Raw genomic sequence first — 16,464 nt, forward strand, 5'->3', positions numbered from 1 at the left:
CGCCGCGGGCACGGACGGTGCAGCGCTCTCTACCCGCCGTGCACCAGCTTACGGGCGGCCCAGCGCCGGAGGTCGCACCGACCGCGACCCCGAAGTGGCCGTCGGGTGAACGTCACGCCGATCGGGTGGCGTCCCGGAGTCCTGCGCGCCTCGCCCGGCCGACCCGGGGCCGGACGCCAACGACGCCACCGCCTGCAGGAGCCGGCCCGCCGGACGCCACGAGGCGATCCGCAGGGCGGTACGCCGCAGCGCGGCGACGGCCCGGTTGCCGGGCAGGAAGAAGTGCCGCGAGCGTCGCGCCGCGCTGTGCGCCGCGACGGCCGCCGGGCGGTGGGCCGCCTCCCAGCTCGCGAGGCCCGCCTCGACGTCCCCGGGATGGGCGGCGACGTGGGTGCCCAGCGTCTCGCCGCCGACGAGGGCGAGCGCCGAGCCCTGCCCCGAGTACAGCGTGGGGCACCACGCGGCGTCGCCCACGAGCACGACGCGGCCGCGGCGCCACGAGCCGAGGCGGATCTGGGCGACGGTGTCGACGTGGGTGGTGCCCGCCTCCTGCACGCCGTCGAGGATCTCGGGCATGAGGCCCGCGAAGTCGCCGTAGACGCGACGCAGCGTGCCGACGGGGTCCGCGGCCGCCCGGGCGGCGGCGTCGCGCCCGTCGGCACCCGCGAGGTCCGCCCCCAGCAGGTCGGCACGGAACGTGAAGAACACGACCGGCGCGTGCTCCTCGACGGCCATGAGGTGCGCCGTGCGCCCGGCCTCGGCCGGCACGACGTAGTCGCCCTCCCGCAGCCCCGCCGGCAGCCGCGGGAGCACCGCGGAGATCACGACGTGGTCGAACTCGTGGCGGAACTCCGACTCGGGGCCGAACACCATCCCGCGGACCGCGGAGCGCACCCCGTCGGCGCCGACGAGGAGGTCGAACCGTTCGATGGCCGGCCCGTCCGGGCCCTCCAGGACGACGTCGACGGCGTCGCGGCGCGGGTGGACCCGGCGCGGCACGGTCGCGAACCGCACCGCGACCTCGTCGGGTCGGGCGGCCCAGAGCGCCGCCTCCAGGTCGCCGCGCACGAGGGCCAGCGCGTCCGGGTCGTCGGCCAGCGACGCCTCGACGCGCGAGACCGTGCGGCCCCGGGCGTCGACCCCGGTGATGATCCCGTCGACGGGCAGACGGGTGCGCAGCGTGTGGGAGACGCCGAGGCGGTCGGCCGCGGCGAGGCCCTCCGGCGCCAGGCGCACGAAGTAGCCGCCGGTGCGCCGCTGGGCGGCGCGTTCGCACACGACCACCGACCAGCCGGCCCGGTGCAGGGAGGCCGCGGCCGCGAGACCGGCGACGCCGGCGCCGACGACGAGCGCCCGAGGCCGTCCGTTCCGCCCGGTGCCCTCCACGATCTCCACACTAGGCGCCGCGAGGTGTGCCGACCGTCGGCAGGGACGTGGGCTCGCTCTCCGTCCGCGGATCTCCCGGTGCGGCCCGGACGTCACGAGGACCCGGACGGCACACGGCCCCGCCACCCGCAACGGGGTGACGGGGCCGGTGGTGGTGGCGCCGGGCTCAGGCGCGCGCCGGGTCGACCCGGCGGAAGTGGGAGCACTCGCATTGCGCGCAGTCGTCGCCGAGGTAGTAGTGCTCGTGCGACTCGCGCGGGTGCTTGCAGGAGCAGAGGTCCACGAGCGGGACCCGGGCCAGCGAGGGCGGCATCGGGGTGCGGAGGAGGGGACGGTGGGACCGACGGTGGTCGATGAGCTTCATGTCCTGGAGTTCCGTTGAGGTGGAGGGGTCGGCAGGGGCGGTCGAAGAGCGGTCGTGGGCACTTCGGGCCCGCACACGCGGTGGGCGCGTACGGAGGGCGCGGGGTGGGCGGTCTGCTCTCCCCGAACCGCGGCGAGATCGCGTCGTGCCCGTGCCAGTTCGCGTCGGGCCCGCTCGAGCTCGTCATGGGCCTGATCGCGCTCGCGCGTGACCAGGGCCACCTCGTCCTGCAGGGACACGATCATCGCGGCCGCGGTGAGGGTGAGCCCCTCGTCGAACAGCTCGCGGATCCTCCAGGCGTGGGCCAGCTGCCGGCGCGTCCAGCGCCGATGTCCACCCGCGGAGCGTTCCGGGCGGACCATCCGACCCGCGTCGAGACTCCGGAGGAACGCCGGGCGAACCCCGAGGAACTCCGCCGCCTGACCGGTGGTCAGAGCGGGGGTGTCCTCGTCGTCGAGGCTCTCGGCGCCCACGGCTTCCGTCGCGTCCTTGCGTTCGTGCTCTGCGTCGCCCGACCCACCGTGAGCAGGGCGGACGTCCCGAAGTTCTACTCGGGACTGCAATTTCTGTCAATGCTGCGCCCCGAGCTGGGCGGCAGCTCACCCGATGGGGTCGATCCCCGGCGCATCCGGGCGGTGACGGAGCGAGGTCCATCACTCGAATTCGGGAATCCGGTATGTCGTTGTGCCCCGATCCGGGTACTGACAGTGGGATGATGGGGGCTCGCTGACCGGGGAGGGGAGCGACGCGATGACCGATGTCCGCTCGACCTCGTCGGATCCCGCGTCCGGTCCTGCGCCCGGCCCCCTGCCCGAGCGTCTCGGCCAGCGCTTCGTCCTCGGCGAGCTGCTCGGCCGCGGCACGTGCTCGGAGGTCTACCGCGCCCACGATCTCCTGCTCGACCGCGAGGCCGCGGTCAAGATCTTCCCGGTGGCCGACGACCCGCGCATCGAGCGCGAGGTGCGGCTGACGGCCTCGCTCGACCACCCGAGCCTCGTCCCGGTCTACGACGTCGGCCACGACGCCGGCCGCGCCTTCGTGGTCATGGCGCTGCTCGAGGGCGGCAGCCTCGCCGACCGTCTGGAGAGCGACGGCCCGCTCGGTGTCGGCGAGACCCTGCTCGCGATCGCGTCGGTCGCCGACGGGCTGAGCCACGTCCACCGCGGCGGCGTCCTCCACCGCGACGTCACGCCGCGCAACGTGCTCTTCGACGGCGACGACCGGGCACACCTCTCCGACTTCGGCGTCGCCTTCGTGGCCGACGCCCCGCGCATCACCGACACCGGCATGGTGGTCGGCTCCGCGCCGTACCTCGCGCCCGAGCAGGTGCGCGGCGAGACGGTCGGTGCCCCGGCCGACGTCTACGCGCTCGGCCTCGTGATGATCGAGGCCCTGACGGCGCGCCCGGCCTACGAGGGGGCGCCCCTGGCCGCCGCGCGGGCGCGTCTCGAGCGGCGGCCCGAGATGCCGCCGGGGCTCGAGATCGAGGTGCTCGCCCTCCTCGAGGCGATGACCGCGGACGACCCGGCCCACCGCCCCACCGCCGAGAACGTCTGCGTCGGGCTGCGCCGCGCCGCGCTGGCCGCGGAGGCCCCGACGCCGCCGCACGCGATGGTCCCCGTCGCCGGCGCCGGCACCCCGGACGCCGCCACCGAGACGCTCCGGGGTCCGTTGGTCACGGTCGACGTCGTCCCGCCCCAGGGGATCCCGGGGCGGCGCCGCCGTGGCGTGGCCGAGGCCGGCGGCTTCATGGTCGCCGCGTCGGTGGCCGCCGCGGTCCTGCTCGCCGGCGGGGTCGTCGTGGCGTCGGCCTGGACGGTCGACCGCGTCAACACCGCCACCCCGCCCGCGGCCACCGTGCCGCCCCCGACCGCGGAGGTCGTCGCCGATCCGGGCGGGGCACCGGGCCTCGGCGGCGGCCACTCCTCGGGCCGTTCCGACGACGACTCCGACGACGACTCCGGCAGCGCGGAGTCCGGTTCCGACGGTTCTGACCGCACCGCGCAGGCGGCGCGCCTCGACACGGAGACGAGCGATCCGGCCCCGGCCTCCGACGGCGGCGCGGCGTCGAGCACGCCGCCGTCGTCGAGCAGCACGTCGGAGACGTCGGAGACCTCCCCGACCTCGGAACCGCCGTCCTCGGAGCCGGGGGACCCCGACGACGCGCCGAGCCTGCTGCCCTCGGTCCCGGTGCCGAGCCTGCCGACGATCACGGTGCCCACGCGGCCCACCGGGAGCTCGCCGCCGACCACCACGTCGACGCCCGCCCCGACCACGAGCTCCGGCACGACGTCGTCGACCACCCCCGCGGCGGACACCACGACGAGCACGACGACCACCACGACGACGCCGCCGGCCGCCCGGACGCGCACCGTGCTCGACCCGGCCGTCGAGGCGCTCGGCGGCCTGCTCCGCCGCTAACGGGAGGCCAGCGACCGCACGTCGAGGCGCTGCAGCACGCGGTCGGCGGCCTCGGGGTCGACGCCGGCCTCGGAGCGCGCCGCGAGCACCTCGCGCCGGGCCGCGGCCAGGGCCAGCGACTGCAGGCGGACCCACTGGTCGCGGCGCCGGCGCAGGGTCCCGAGCCGCTGCTCGTAGTCGGCGCGGTCGGCGGAGTCCTCGCCGGGCGCCTCCCCCGCGCCGCCCTCCCCCACGCCGAGGCGGGCGAAGCGGGCGCGGAGCTCGCCGAGGACCTCCTCGCCGATGGTGTCGTCGACGCCGAGCGCGTCGCGGTCGAGGGCGGCGAGCTCGGTGAGCGCGGCCTTGCGGGCCCGCACGACGAGCCGGTGCTCGGCCTCGCGCCCGACCTCCTCGCTCTCGCGCACCCCGAGCGCCCGCAGCAGCAGGGGCAGGGTGAGCCCGGGCAGCACGAGCGTCGCCACCAGCACGCCGGCGGCGATGATCACGAGCTCGGTGCGGAACGGGAACGGGGAGCCGTCGTCGGTCACACGCGGCAGCGCGAGCGCGAGGGCGAGCGTCGCGAGTCCCCGCATCCCCGACCACGTCAGCACGGTGGCCTCGGCGACCGTGCGCGGCGCCGTGCCCGGCGGCGAGCCCCGGCGCCGCACCGACACGAGCGCGCCGACCATCCACACCGCGCGCACGCCGATCACGACGGCGGCGACGACCGCGGCGTCGGCGACCATCCGGCCGAGCTGGTCACCGGCGTCCTCGATCACGGCGCGCAGCTCGAGGCCGATGAGCGCGAACGCCGCCGCGGTCACGAGCATCTCGACCACGTTCCAGAAGGCACTGCCGGTCAGGCGCTGCTCGACGTCGTCGGCGTCGGCGCGCTGGCGCATCTGCAGGGCCGCCACGACGACGGCGATCACGCCGGAGGCCTCGACGACGTCCGCGGCGAGGTAGACCGCGAACGGCAGGACGAGCGTCAGCGCGCTCGGCGCGACGGGGTCGGTGAGGCGGTCGGCCAGCGCCCCGGCGAGCCACGCGGCCGCGAGCCCCACCGCCACGGCGCCGACCGCCGACCACACGAGCAGCAGGCCGGTCTCGGCGCCCGGCTGCTCCCCCGCGACCGTCGCCGCGATCGCCGCCTGGAACACGACCAGCGCCGTCGCGTCGTTGAACAGGCCCTCGCTCTGCAGCACACCGACCAGCCGGCGCGGCATCCGCAGCGGCCCGGCGACCGCCTCGACGGCCACCGGGTCGGGCGGGGCGACGGCGGCACCGACGGCGAGGGCCGCACCCAGGGCGATCCCGGGGACCAGCCACACCACCGTCGCGCCGACCACCGCGACCGTGACCGCCACCAGCAGCACCGCCAGGAACAGCACGGCCCGCCACCGCGCCCGGAACACCGACCACGAGGCGCGCTGCGCCGTCGCGAACAGCAGGGGCGGCAGGAACAGCGGAAGGATCAGCTCGGGGTCGAGGTCCGGGGCGTCGACGCCGGGCACGAACGCGGCGGCCGTGCCGACGAGCACGAGCAGCACCGGCCACGGCAGGCGCAGACGGTCGCCGACGCCGACCAGCACCACCCCGACGAACAGCGCCGCGACGACCAGCGGCAGGACGGCCATGATCCGGACCCTAGGCGCGGGAACGGCAGGGCAGGGCGACGGAGGAGCGCTGCCGGGCCGTCTCCTCGTCGCCGGGAGGGCTCTAGGCGCGGCAACGGCAGGGCAGGGCGACGGAGGAGCGCTGCCGGGCCGTCTCCTCGTCGCCGGGAGGGCTCCAGGCGCGGCAACGGCAGGGCAGGGCGACGGAGGAGCGCTGCCGGGCCGTCTCCTCGTCGCCGGGAGGGCTCCAGGCGCGGCACCGGCCCACCGCCCCGGGATGCCCTCGCCCGGACCGGCCCGGCAAGCTGTGCGCCGTGGCGGGATTCCGGGATGTCGTGGGGCGGGCGCTGCAGGCCGGGCTCGACCTGCTGAACAAGCAGGTGGACGGGCAGCAGCGGAGCAGGCCGTCGGGTGGCGAACCCCGCCCCCGGGACGGCGGCGCCCCCGTCCGCACGGCCCCCGCGAACGAGCGGGCGCGGACGATCTCCTACGCGCCCGACCTCGACGGCGCCGCCGACCCGGGCGAGATCGTGTGGACCTGGGTGCCCTACGAGGAGGACGCCTCGCAGGGCAAGGACCGTCCCGTGCTCGTCGTCGCGCGCGGCGGCGACGGCGACCTGCTGGGGCTGATGCTCTCCAGCCAGGAGCACCGCCGCGACGACGAGAACTGGGTGCCGGTCGGCTCCGGCCCGTGGGACCGCGAGGGCCGCGACTCGTACGTGCGGCTCGACCGCGTGCTGGAGATCGAGGAGCACGGCATCCGGCGCGAGGGCGCGGTCATGCCCGCCGACCGGTTCGAGCGGGTGGCCGCGGAGCTGCGCAGCGGTTACGGCTGGCGCTGACCGGCGCTGACCCGCACTGGCCCGTACGGCCGGGGCCACCGCGGCCCTCCACCCGTTCGCAGGAACGGTTACCCTCCAGCGCACCGACCCGGCACGACCGGGACGTCGCGGGAGGGGGCAGCGCGTGACGCTCGTCCCGCCCGCGTGGTGGAGCGACCCGCCGGGCGACTCGCCCGGCCCGCCCCACCGCGTCGTCCCGGTTCTCCGGGGCCCGAGGGTGTAGGGAGTGCCCGTGCCGATCGAGCCCGCGTCCGCGTCACCCGCCTCGCCAGCGTCGTCCCCGTCGTTCGCGGGCGCCGAGCACGCCGAGGAGGTCCTCGACGCGCCCGGCTCCGCGGAGAGCACGGTGCCCGTCGTGCTCGGCGCCGGCGTCACCGATCGCGGCCACCGCCGTCGTCGCAACGAGGACTCGTTCGCGCTGACCCGCGCGACCACGCCCGACGGCACCGCCACGGTCGTCGCGGTCGTCTGCGACGGCGTCGCGTCCGTGCCCGGCGGGGACACCGCGTCGCGCACCGCCTGCGACGTGGCCGTCGCCGCGGGCCACGAGGCGATCACCAGCGGGCAGGATCTCGACGACGTCGCCGCGACCGCCGCCGAAGCGGCCCGCAAGGCGGTGTCCGCGCTGGCCCCCGGTTCGGGCTCGGCGCCGGCCTGCACCTACGTCGCGGCGGTGCTCGACGCGGGCCGCGCGGTCGTCAGCTGGGCGGGCGACAGTCGTGCCTACTGGCTGTGTCCCGGCTCGCCCGACGAGTCGGCGGTGCTCACCGAGGACGACTCGTGGGCCGCCGAGATGGTCGCGGCCGGGATCGTCGGTGCCGACGACGCGCTGTCCGACCCGCGCGCCCACGTGATCACCCGCTGGCTCGCCGCCGACGCCCCCGACGTCGTCGCCCGGCACCGCAGCTGGGAGCTCGACGAGCAGGGCGTGCTGTTCCTGTGCAGCGACGGGGTGTGGAACCACCTGCCCGAGCCCGCGGTGCTCGCGGCGGTGCTGGACGGGATGCCCACCGACGCCGAGTCCGTGCACGCCGGCGCGCTCGCGCTCGTCGACGCGGCCCTCGCGGAGGGCGGACACGACAACGCGACGGCGGTGCTGCTCGCGCTCGCGCCCACGGGGTAGCGCCTCACAGCGGTGTGCGCGCCGCCAGGTGGGCCGGGGTCATGGCAAGGGCGATCATGACCTCGCCGGCGTCGAGGTAGGGCCGGTCGGGGATCTGCTCGAGCTTCGTGCGGGTGCGGGTGTCGACGCCGTAGCCGTCGGCGACGGCCAGGATCTGCCACCGGCGCAGCGGGAAGCGCTCCCCGTCGAGGACCGCGCGGAAACCGGGCACGCCCTCCACGGGTACCGGTGAACCACCGGGGCGACAACGTGAGAGGTCCGACAGAGTCGATCTCAGCTCACGGTTAACGCCCGTGTCCCGTGGAGCAGCGCGCCGGTCAGGCGGGCGCGCGGGTCGGCGGCGACGTCGAGGGGATCGGGCTCGACGTCGGCACGGACGAGCAGGTCACCGAGCGCCGCGATCATCGCGCCGTTGTCGGTGCACAGCCGGATCGGCGGCACGCGCAGGGTGATCCCGGCGGCAGCGCAGCGCTCCTCGACGAGCCCGCGCACCCGCGAGTTGGCGGCGACCCCGCCGACCATGAGCAGGGTGTCGGCACCCTGGTCGGCGCAGGCGGCGACGGCCTTGCGGGCGAGGGTGTCGGCCACGGCCTCCTGGAACGACGCCGCGACGTCCGGCACCGGCAGCGGGCCGTCGTGGGCCTCCACCCACCGGGCGACCGCCGTCTTGAGGCCCGAGAACGAGAACGTCCACGGCGGGTCCGACGGGCCGGTCAGCGGGCGCGGGAAGGCGATGGCGCGCGGGTCGCCCTCGCGCGCGGCGCGGTCGATCGCCGGGCCGCCCGGGTAGGGCAGGCCGATCAGCCGCGCGACCTTGTCGAACGCCTCGCCCGCGGCGTCGTCGACGGTGTCGCCGAGGTGCACGACCTCGTCGCGGGCCAGGTCGCCCACGCTGAGCAGCGACGTGTGGCCGCCCGAGACGATGAGTGCGACGCAGCTCTCCGGCAGCGGTCCGTGCTCGAGGACGTCGACCGCGGCATGCCCGGCGAGGTGGTGCACGGCGTAGAGGGGGACGCCCGCGGCCAGCGCGTACGCCTTCCCCGCGGCGAGGCCGACCTGTAGCGCGGGGCTCAGGCCGGGACCCGCGGTGACGGCCACGGCGGTGACGTCGGCGAGATCGACCTCCGCGCGCTGCAGGGCGGTGCGCACCATCGGCGCCATCGCCTCGAGGTGCGCCCGCGCCGCGACCTCGGGGACCACGCCGCCGAAGCGCGCGTGCTCCTCCATGCTCGAGGCCAGCGCGTCGCCGAGCAGCCGTCCCTCGGAGACGAGACCGACGCCGGTCTCGTCGCAGGACGTCTCGATACCGAGGACCAGGGGCGTGCTCACGCCTCCCAGTCTCCTCCCCGTTCCGCGGGCAACCTGCTGCGGTGGCCTTCCGGGAACCGGGTGCCGCCTGGTCCTCGCCGGCATCGGGTGATCAGCAGGCCGTCATGGGTGTCGAGGAGATCGACATCGCCCACCGGAGCCTGGTGATCACGGGCCTTGCGGCGGCCCCGGAGGTCGGCTCGCCCACCGTCGCAGCGCCGAGAATCCGGCGAAGGGCGCCCCTCGCCGATCTATCCGATCGAAGGTGCCCTTCGCTCAGAACCGGCGGCGTCAGAACGCGCCGCTCACGCCGGCACCAGCCGGCGTCGCGTGCGGACGGGGTCGGCGCGGTACCAGGCGAGCGTCGTCGCGATGCCCTCGTCCCAGCTCGTCGCGCGGGTCGGGAACGTTGCGCGGAACGCGGAGTCGTCGACGAGGAACGGCTGCTCGAACTGGTAGAGCAGCTCCGCACCCTCGCGGGCCACCGGCGAGACGAGGCGCAGGCCCGCGACCATCGCCGGGGTGATCCGGCCGAGGCGTGGCGGGTGGCCGGCGGTGGCGAAGACGCGCTCCACGAAGTCGCGCCCGGTGATCGGCGGCGGCACGGGGGTGTGCCAGACGCGGCCCGTGGCGCTCGCGGGCGCGAGGCCCAGCTCGACGAGCGCGGCGCCGACGTCCGGGGTGTAGCCGGCGGTCATCGGCAGGTCCGGGTCGCCGGGCCAGCGGGCGGTCCGGCCCTCGGCGGCGCTCGCGAAGATGCCGCCGGCGAGCAGCGACTCGACCCCCGGGCCCCACAGCTCCGGCGCGCGCCCGATCACCGTCTCGACCTCCCCCCGCGCGTGGGCGGCGAGCACCATCTCCGCGAGCCATGCCCGCAGCACGCCCTTGCCCGAGACGGGCGCGACGGGCGTGTCCTCGCGCATCGGGGCGTCGACGCGCCCGTACATCCAGGTGTCGTCGGCGAAGACCAGCCGGGCGCCGGCCGCCCCCGCCGCGTGGAGCAGAGCGCGCGTGGCGGCCGGGAACGCCGAGCGCCAGGAGGCGAACGGCGGGTTCATGCAGTGGTGGACGACGGCGGCGTCGCGGCATGCCGCGCGGATCGCCGGCGGATCGGTGGCGTCGGCGGCGATCGCCTCCGCGCCCGTCACCGGTGTGCCGGAGCGCGTCACCGCCCGGACCGGCAGGCCGCGACGGACGAGCTCGGCGCAGACCGCGCGGCCGATGCCGCCCGAGGCGCCGACGACGACGTGGGTGGTGTTCATACGTGCTCCTTCGTGGTGTCCGGGGTACCGAGCAGGTGGTCCAGGGCCCTCGCCGCGACGGCAGCGGGCAGGGCGCCGACGAGGGCGTTGCGCAGCGCGACCGCGATCGGCGAGCGCCAGGCGGCGACGTCGCCCGCGGTGCGGGAACGGCGCGCGACGGCCTCGGCGACGGGGCGGCGCCGCCGCTCGTAGGCGGCGAGGGAGGCGGCATCGGCGGTGGCCTCCTCGGCGAGCACGACCGCGTCGAGGAAGGCCTGCGCGGCGCCCTGGCCGAGGTTCGGGGTCATCGCGTGGGCGGCGTCGCCGAGCAGGGCGACCCGGCCGCGGTGCCAGGTGGACGGCGGCGTGAGGTCCTCGAGGCGGTGGACGAGGACGCGCCCCTGGACGGCGTCGAGCACCGCGGCGACCGGCGCGTGCCAGCCCTCCAGGCGTGCGCGCAGCCAGGGCAGGGGCTCGGCGTCGGCGGGCACCTCGGCGGTGGGGACCATCGCGTACAGATAGGTGCGGCCGCCGGGCAGCGGGGCGAGCCCGACGAGGTCGCCGCGCCCCCAGCTCTCGCCGCCGGCGTCGAGCCGGTGGTCAGCGATCATCCGGAACGCGGTGTGCCCGGTGTCGCGGGCCGGGGCGTCGGGCCACAGAGCCGTGCGGACGGAGCTGCGCACCCCGTCGGCGGCGACGACCAGCTCGGCCTCGTGCACTCCCCCGGCGTCGTCGCGGACGACGGCGGGGCGGTCGGCGTCACCGGGATCGACGGAGCGGACTCCGACGCTCTCGCGGAGATCGGGCGCCGCGGCGCGCAGCAGGGCGTGCAGGTCGGGGCGCGGCAGCACGACGACGCCGTCGCCCTGGCGTCGCCGCAGGTCGGCGGCGTCCGTCCGCGAGAGCCAGCGCCCGGACATCGTGCGGATACCGCCCCCGATCTCGACGATGCCGAGCTCGCGGGCCCGCACTCCGAGCCCCAGGGCGTCGAGCGCCCGCAGGGCGTTGGGCCACAGCGCGATGCCCGCGCCGGCCTCGGCGGCGTGCTCGCGCCGCTCGAGGACGGTGACCTCCCAGCCGCGCTGCGCCAGCGCGATCGCGCTCGCCATCCCGCCCAGCCCCGCACCCACCACGACCGCCCGTGCCATGACCCCACACTCCCTCTACGCCTGTAGTAGTTGGTACTCTACGGCTGTAGTAATCCGGGTGGAAGGGGCCGTTCGTGGACCGTCGGGACGTCCTGGCCGACGCGGCGATCGCCGTGCTCGCGGAGGCGGGCAGCCGGGGCCTGACCCACCGCGCCGTCGACGCCGCCGCGGGTCTCGCCGAGGGCACCAGCTCCTACTACTTCCGCACCCGCTCGGCGCTGCTGCAGGCCTGCGTGGAGCGGATGGCCGCGCGCACGCTCGAGGAGATGGCGAGCGGGACCCCGGCGGTCACGTCCGTCGACGCCCTCGTCGAGGCGTGCGTCGCGATCGTCGGGCGCTGGGTCACCAAGGACCAGGAGCGGCTGCTCGCGCGCTGGGAGCTCGCGCTGGAGTCGACCCGGCGCCCCGAGCTCGAGACCGCCCTGCGCGCCACGGGGGCGCGCATCCGCGAGCGGGTCGCGGACACCCTCGCGGGGCTGGGCGTCGCCAAGCCGCGCCAGCGGGCCGACGACCTCGTCGCCTGCCTCGACGGCCTCGCGTTCGACCAGCTCGCGGGCGCCGGGCGGCCCCCACGCGACGACGCCGGCCTGCGCGCCTCGATCACCGACGTCGTCCGGGGCTTCACCGCCTGACGCGCTCCCGCGGCAGCGCCACCAGGACGGCGACCGCCAGCACGATCTCGAGCGCGAACGCGGCCTGTTGCAGGATCGCGTCGGCGAGCGGGAAGTGCTCCAGGTGGAACGTGTGGAACACGGCGTGGGGCACCGCGAACACCAGGAACGCCACGACCACCGCGATGATCAGCCGGCGTTCCGGCCACCACGCCGCGAACGCCAGCGCGACGCCGAGCGCGAGGGTGCCGGCGCCGTGGTCACGTACGAGGTGCTCGTTGTAGGGCGGGAGCAGGGCGACCCACGGGGTGCCGCCGTAGGGGAACGTCTCGTAGAACGCCAGGGGCAGGAACAGCGCCCAGAGGCCGATGACGAACTGCATCGCCGCGAGGACGGCGAGGAGCACCCGGGCGATCATCGGGTCGCCCCCGTAGCGAGGAACTGCTCGAAGGTGCCGACGCCGTCGGCGTGGTCGCGCGCGAGGTTCGCGCCGTCGCGGAACGCCCGCGCGATCGCCCCGGGCAGGCGCAGCGGCACGACCGGGCGGCGGCGGCCGGACAGCTGCGCCCACGTCCGCGCGAGGTCGGCCATCGTGCGGACCTCGGGGCCGCCGAGGTCCGCGACCCGGCCCTGCGCGGGACCGGCGGCGAGCGCGGCGAGGCGGGCGGCGACGTCGGCGACCGCGACCGGCTGGAACGACGCCCCGGCGAGCACCGGCAGGAACCCGGCGCGGGAGGTCGTCGCGAAGAGCGTCGCGAGCAGGTCGTGGAACTGGGTGGCGCGCAGGATCGTCCACGGCAGCCCGGACCCGGCGATCAGCTCCTCGCTGCGGACCTTCTCGCGGTAGTAGCCCAGCGGGATGCGGTCGGCGCCGACGATCGAGATGTGCACCAGGTGCCCGACGCCGGCGCGCCGTGCGGCCTCCACGACCCGCCCCGTCGACGCCGCGTCGCCCTTCGGGCGGCCGGCGAGGTGCAGCACCGTCGACACCCCGGCCATGGCGGCGTCGAGCCCGGCGCCGGTGTCGAGGTCGGCGACGGCCCGTCCCGGCCCGTCACGGCGGCTCAGCACGCGCGGCTCGTCGAGCATCGGCACGAGCGCGCGTCCCAGCGTGCCCGTCCCCCCGGTCACCAGCACGGTCACGACGTCCTCCCGGTCCTCTCGGGGCGCCCTCGCGGCGCCCGTCAGGACCCTCGACCGGACAGCCCCGCGGAACGTGACAGCTGCGCGGCGAGGAACGTCAGTTTCTCGGGGTTGCGGAGGATGCGGACGGTCCGCACCTCCTCGTCCCCCTCGACGGCCAGGACGCCGTTCAGCCGCCCGTCGAGGAAGGCGAGGACGGCCGGCGCGCCGTTGACCTCGGCTGCGGCCCCGGTCCCGTGCCAGCGGTCCGGACCGAGGATGCCGACGAGGAACCGCGCCACCGCCTCCCGGCCGTGGATCGGCCGGCGGGCGGCCTTGACCTTGCCGCCGCCGTCGGACCAGACGGTGACGTCGGCCGCCAGGAGCTCCTCGAGGCCGGCGAGGTCGCCGTCGCGGGCCGCCGCCACGAACCGGCGGAGCAGGGGGCCGACGTCGGCGGGCGTCGCCGTCACCGTCGGGACGGCCGCGAGGTGCTTGCGCGCCCGCGTGTGCAGCTGGCGCGACCCGGCCTCGGTGACGTCGAGGACGGCCGCGACCTCGGCGTGGCTGTGGCCGAACGCCTCGCGCAGCACGTAGACGGCGCGCTCGGGCGGGGTGAGGCGCTCGAGCGTCGTCAGCAGGGCGAGGGACACCGACTCGCGCTCCTCGAGCGCCACGGACGGATCGGTCGTGAGGATCGGCTCGGGCAGCCACGGGCCGACGTAGGTCTCGCGGCGGGCGCGGGCGGAGTCGAGCCGGTTGAGGCAGAGCCGGGTGACGACGGTGGTCAGCCAGGCGGCCGGGTTGTCGACGGTCTCCCCGTGCCCGGCCCAGCGCAGCCAGGCGTCCTGGACGACGTCCTCGGCGTCGTGCGCGGAGCCGAGCATCCGGTAGGCGAGCCCGAACAGACGGGGCCGTTCTCCGGTGAACACCTCGGTGGCCGCCGTCACGGTCACCATCCTGCCCGGGATCGCTTGCCTTCGACCGCACTCGAAGTCCTACGGTCGACGTCGTGAGCGTGACGACGGAACGGTTGCGGGGCCTGATCGAGACGACCCGGGGCGAGCTGCCCTCGCTCACGGTCGAGCTGGTCCGGGACCTCGAGGTCCACGAGCAGATGAGCATCGCCGACGTCGCCGAGCTGACCGGGCTGTCGGCCCACACGTTGCGCTACTACGAGCGCATCGGGCTGGTCGAGGTGCCGCGGGACGCCGCGGGACGCCGGCTGTACGACCGGGAGGCCGTCGGCCGGGTCGTGTTCATCACCCGGCTGCGCGACTCGGACATGCCGATCGCGGCCATCGCGCGCTACGTGGAGCTGGTCAAGCAGGGGCCGGACACCGAGCCCGAACGCCTGGCGCTCCTCGAGGCGCACCGCGCGGACATCCTCAACCGTCTGCACGACCTGCAGGGCGCCCTCGCCGTCGTCGACTACAAGATCACGACCTACGGAGGTGCCTGCGGCACGTGAGCACTTTCGCGTGCCCCAGCACCGATTTCTGCTCACATGCCGGAGGCACACCATGTCCGACCGTCACCTCGGCCCGCTGCCCGTCCCCTCGCTGGGCCTGGGCTGCATGGGTCTGAACTGGGCCTACGGGCCCGCGGACCGCGACGAGTCGATCGCCACCGTCCGGCGCGCGCTCGACCTCGGCGTCACCTTCCTCGACACCGCGGACGTCTACGCGAACGGCGAGAACGAGCGCCTCGTCGGCGAGGCGATCGCCGGTCGCCGCGACGAGGTCACGCTCGCGACGAAGTTCGGCATCCAGACCGACCCGACGACCGGCTACCCGAACGGCCAGGTGGACGGGTCGCCGGAGTACGTGCGGCGCTCGATCGACGGGTCGCTGCAGCGGCTCGGCGTCGACCACGTCGAGCTGTACTACCTGCACCGCCCCGACCCGGCGACACCCGTCGAGGAGACCGTCGGCGCGATGGCCGAGCTCGTCGCCGCGGGCAAGGTGCGCCACCTCGGGCTGTCCGAGGCGTCGGCGGAGACCGTCCACCGGGCCGCGGCCGTCGCCCCGATCGCGGCGCTGCAGTCGGAGTGGTCGCTGTTCAGCCGCGACATCGAGTCCTCGGTGGTGCCGGCCGCCCGCGAGCACGGGATCGGCCTCGTGCCCTACAGCCCGCTCGGGCGCGGGATGCTCACCGACGCCTCGGTGCGCGACCTCGCGAGCGACGACTTCCGGCGCACCCTGCCCCGCTTCGCCGAGGGCGCGCTCGACGAGAACCTCGCGCTGGTGGAGCAGGTGCGTGAGGTCGCGAAGCGCCGCGGGGCGACCCCGGCGCAGGTAGCGCTCGCGTGGCTGCTGGCGCAGGGTCTCGACGTCGTGCCGATCCCGGGCACCAAGCGCCGGACCTACCTGGAGGAGAACCTCGGGGCACGCGACGTCGTGCTCGACGCCGACGACCTCGCGGCGTTGTCGTCGCTCGTGGCCGTCGGGAACCGCACCGGCGACATGTCGTGGGTGAACCGCGACACCGCGGCGCGCGGCTGACCGTTTCCCAAGAACTGTTCAAGGGCGTTCCTGAACTGCGGAAAGAATGCCCGCCCGCGGTGGCGCCCGCCGCATTCTGGGCTAATCTCCGTCGCATCACGGCCCGGTCACGCTCCCCCGCTCCCCGACCGGGCCGTCGACGGAGGTGACCCCACCCATGACTGCTGCCGCCCTGCCGCGCTCCCCCCAGCAGCTCACGACCGTCCTCGGCGTCGCCGTCGGCGCGATGGGCGCCGCCGTGCTCGGCTCGCACGTCACGGACGTCTCGCTGCCCGAGGTCGGGTCGACGACGGCGGAGCTGGACCTGGCGGCCGCCCACCACGGCACGGCGTCGGTGACCGCGGTCGCGGCGGTCGCACCGGACGCCACCTCCGCCGCGGCGACCGTGCCGGAGCTGACGAAGGCCGCCGCGCGGAACGCGCAGCACCAGAAGATCGAGGACGCGATCGAGCGTTTCGAGTCCCGGATCGGGACGACGCGCTACGAGGGCTACTGCGAGCGCGCGGTCGAGAACGCGTTCGGCACCCAGCACCACTACGCCAGTGCCCGCGAGGACTGGCGGTCGCAGGACCAGCACCGCGACTGGCAGCACGCGCCGCGCGGCGCGATGGTCTTCTACGACACGTCCGCGAACGCCCACGTCGCCCTGAGCCTGGGCGACGGACGCGTGGTGTCGTCGAGCGCGCACGGCCGGGTCGGCATCGTCCCGATCGACCACTTCCAGCACCCGCTGGGCTGGGCGTACGCGCCGTACTGACCCGTCCTATGTGAGTGAAATTGTGGGCTATAGCCCACAATT

The 16,464-nt window shown here is 75.9% G+C and carries 18 protein-coding genes; 7 read left to right on the forward strand and 11 right to left on the reverse strand.

Features of this window, described 5'->3' with window-relative positions:
- Positions 1-48: 48 nt before the first annotated feature.
- The 3 genes from WCD41_RS22990 to WCD41_RS23000 form a co-directional block, all read right to left on the reverse strand.
- Positions 49-1,386 (reverse strand): FAD-dependent monooxygenase, encoded by a 1,338-nt coding sequence (locus WCD41_RS22990; RefSeq protein ID WP_337716800.1) that lies wholly within the window; start codon positions 1,384-1,386, stop codon positions 49-51.
- A 166-nt stretch (positions 1,387-1,552) separates the two neighbouring features.
- On the reverse strand, positions 1,553-1,750 hold the full coding sequence (locus WCD41_RS22995; protein ID WP_337716802.1) for a hypothetical protein: 198 nt from the start codon (positions 1,748-1,750) through the stop codon (positions 1,553-1,555).
- Complete coding sequence (locus WCD41_RS23000) at positions 1,747-2,223, reverse strand: MerR family transcriptional regulator (protein ID WP_337716804.1); 477 nt, start codon at positions 2,221-2,223, stop codon at positions 1,747-1,749. The genes WCD41_RS22995 and WCD41_RS23000 overlap by 4 nt, the downstream gene beginning before the upstream one ends.
- A gap of 277 nt (positions 2,224-2,500) precedes the next feature.
- Between WCD41_RS23000 and WCD41_RS23005 the strand changes: the two genes are divergently transcribed.
- Complete coding sequence (locus tag WCD41_RS23005; RefSeq protein WP_337716806.1) at positions 2,501-4,171, forward strand: serine/threonine-protein kinase; 1,671 nt, start codon at positions 2,501-2,503, stop codon at positions 4,169-4,171.
- On the opposite strand, the gene WCD41_RS23010 is transcribed toward WCD41_RS23005, so the two are convergent.
- Complete coding sequence (locus WCD41_RS23010; RefSeq protein WP_337716808.1) at positions 4,168-5,787, reverse strand: Na+/H+ antiporter; 1,620 nt, start codon at positions 5,785-5,787, stop codon at positions 4,168-4,170. The genes WCD41_RS23005 and WCD41_RS23010 overlap by 4 nt on opposite strands.
- 293 nt (positions 5,788-6,080) lie before the next feature.
- Here WCD41_RS23010 and WCD41_RS23015 point away from each other — a divergent pair, with 293 nt between their 5' ends.
- Together WCD41_RS23015 and WCD41_RS23020 are read left to right on the forward strand one after the other, a co-directional pair.
- Positions 6,081-6,608, forward strand: a complete 528-nt coding sequence (locus WCD41_RS23015) for a type II toxin-antitoxin system PemK/MazF family toxin (RefSeq protein ID WP_337716810.1) — start codon at positions 6,081-6,083, stop codon at positions 6,606-6,608.
- 232 nt (positions 6,609-6,840) lie between these two features.
- Positions 6,841-7,731, forward strand: a complete 891-nt coding sequence (locus tag WCD41_RS23020) for a PP2C family protein-serine/threonine phosphatase (protein ID WP_337716812.1) — start codon at positions 6,841-6,843, stop codon at positions 7,729-7,731.
- Between the two features lie 4 nt (positions 7,732-7,735).
- Here the strand turns inward: WCD41_RS23020 and WCD41_RS23025 are convergent, their stop codons facing one another.
- From WCD41_RS23025 to WCD41_RS23040, 4 genes are all read right to left on the reverse strand, one after another.
- On the reverse strand, positions 7,736-7,942 hold the full coding sequence (locus tag WCD41_RS23025; RefSeq protein WP_337716814.1) for a hypothetical protein: 207 nt from the start codon (positions 7,940-7,942) through the stop codon (positions 7,736-7,738).
- A gap of 62 nt (positions 7,943-8,004) precedes the next feature.
- Positions 8,005-9,060: a tRNA (adenosine(37)-N6)-threonylcarbamoyltransferase complex transferase subunit TsaD gene (gene tsaD / locus WCD41_RS23030; RefSeq protein WP_337716816.1), complete on the reverse strand. Its 1,056-nt coding sequence runs from the start codon at positions 9,058-9,060 to the stop codon at positions 8,005-8,007.
- Between the two features lie 284 nt (positions 9,061-9,344).
- Positions 9,345-10,301, reverse strand: a complete 957-nt coding sequence (locus tag WCD41_RS23035) for an NAD-dependent epimerase/dehydratase family protein (protein ID WP_337716819.1) — start codon at positions 10,299-10,301, stop codon at positions 9,345-9,347.
- Complete coding sequence (locus WCD41_RS23040; protein ID WP_337716821.1) at positions 10,298-11,428, reverse strand: FAD-dependent monooxygenase; 1,131 nt, start codon at positions 11,426-11,428, stop codon at positions 10,298-10,300. The genes WCD41_RS23035 and WCD41_RS23040 overlap by 4 nt, the downstream gene beginning before the upstream one ends.
- Positions 11,429-11,502: 74 nt before the next feature.
- Between WCD41_RS23040 and WCD41_RS23045 the strand changes: the two genes are divergently transcribed.
- Positions 11,503-12,060, forward strand: coding sequence for a TetR/AcrR family transcriptional regulator (locus WCD41_RS23045; protein ID WP_337716823.1), 558 nt, complete (start codon positions 11,503-11,505; stop codon positions 12,058-12,060).
- Here the strand turns inward: WCD41_RS23045 and WCD41_RS23050 are convergent.
- From WCD41_RS23050 to sigJ, 3 genes are read right to left on the reverse strand one after another with little or no spacing between them, the layout of a single operon-like run.
- Positions 12,050-12,445, reverse strand: a complete 396-nt coding sequence (locus WCD41_RS23050; protein ID WP_337716825.1) for a hypothetical protein — start codon at positions 12,443-12,445, stop codon at positions 12,050-12,052. The genes WCD41_RS23045 and WCD41_RS23050 overlap by 11 nt on opposite strands.
- 8 nt (positions 12,446-12,453) lie before the next feature.
- Positions 12,454-13,182: an SDR family oxidoreductase gene (locus tag WCD41_RS23055; protein WP_337716827.1), complete on the reverse strand. Its 729-nt coding sequence runs from the start codon at positions 13,180-13,182 to the stop codon at positions 12,454-12,456.
- Between the two features lie 41 nt (positions 13,183-13,223).
- Complete coding sequence (sigJ, locus tag WCD41_RS23060; RefSeq protein WP_373695177.1) at positions 13,224-14,120, reverse strand: RNA polymerase sigma factor SigJ; 897 nt, start codon at positions 14,118-14,120, stop codon at positions 13,224-13,226.
- Between the two features lie 53 nt (positions 14,121-14,173).
- On the opposite strand from sigJ, the gene WCD41_RS23065 reads away from it, so the two are divergent.
- The 3 genes from WCD41_RS23065 (at position 14,174) to WCD41_RS23075 (ending at position 16,422) form a co-directional block, all read left to right on the forward strand.
- A complete protein-coding gene (locus WCD41_RS23065; RefSeq protein WP_337716831.1) occupies positions 14,174-14,632 on the forward strand; it encodes a MerR family transcriptional regulator in 459 nt (152 codons plus the stop codon).
- Between the two features lie 52 nt (positions 14,633-14,684).
- Positions 14,685-15,665: an aldo/keto reductase gene (locus WCD41_RS23070; RefSeq protein WP_337716833.1), complete on the forward strand. Its 981-nt coding sequence runs from the start codon at positions 14,685-14,687 to the stop codon at positions 15,663-15,665.
- A gap of 157 nt (positions 15,666-15,822) precedes the next feature.
- A complete protein-coding gene (locus tag WCD41_RS23075) occupies positions 15,823-16,422 on the forward strand; it encodes a C40 family peptidase (RefSeq protein ID WP_337716835.1) in 600 nt (199 codons plus the stop codon).
- The last annotated feature ends 42 nt before the right edge of the window (positions 16,423-16,464 follow it).

It is taken from the genome of Actinomycetospora aeridis (genome assembly GCF_037400275.1).
Taxonomy (GTDB): domain Bacteria; phylum Actinomycetota; class Actinomycetes; order Mycobacteriales; family Pseudonocardiaceae; genus Actinomycetospora; species Actinomycetospora aeridis.

Coding starts and splice junctions, on each gene's coding strand:
- WCD41_RS22995 (WP_337716802.1), bottom strand. CDS start 1,750: ATGAAGCTCATCGACCACCGTCGGTCCCACCGTCCCCTCCTCCGCACC.
- WCD41_RS23005 (WP_337716806.1), top strand. CDS start 2,501: ATGACCGATGTCCGCTCGACCTCGTCGGATCCCGCGTCCGGTCCTGCG.
- WCD41_RS23010 (WP_337716808.1), bottom strand. CDS start 5,787: ATGGCCGTCCTGCCGCTGGTCGTCGCGGCGCTGTTCGTCGGGGTGGTG.
- WCD41_RS23035 (WP_337716819.1), bottom strand. CDS start 10,301: ATGAACACCACCCACGTCGTCGTCGGCGCCTCGGGCGGCATCGGCCGC.
- WCD41_RS23040 (WP_337716821.1), bottom strand. CDS start 11,428: ATGGCACGGGCGGTCGTGGTGGGTGCGGGGCTGGGCGGGATGGCGAGC.
- sigJ (WP_373695177.1), bottom strand. CDS start 14,120: ATGGTGACCGTGACGGCGGCCACCGAGGTGTTCACCGGAGAACGGCCC.
- WCD41_RS23070 (WP_337716833.1), top strand. CDS start 14,685: ATGTCCGACCGTCACCTCGGCCCGCTGCCCGTCCCCTCGCTGGGCCTG.
- WCD41_RS23075 (WP_337716835.1), top strand. CDS start 15,823: ATGACTGCTGCCGCCCTGCCGCGCTCCCCCCAGCAGCTCACGACCGTC.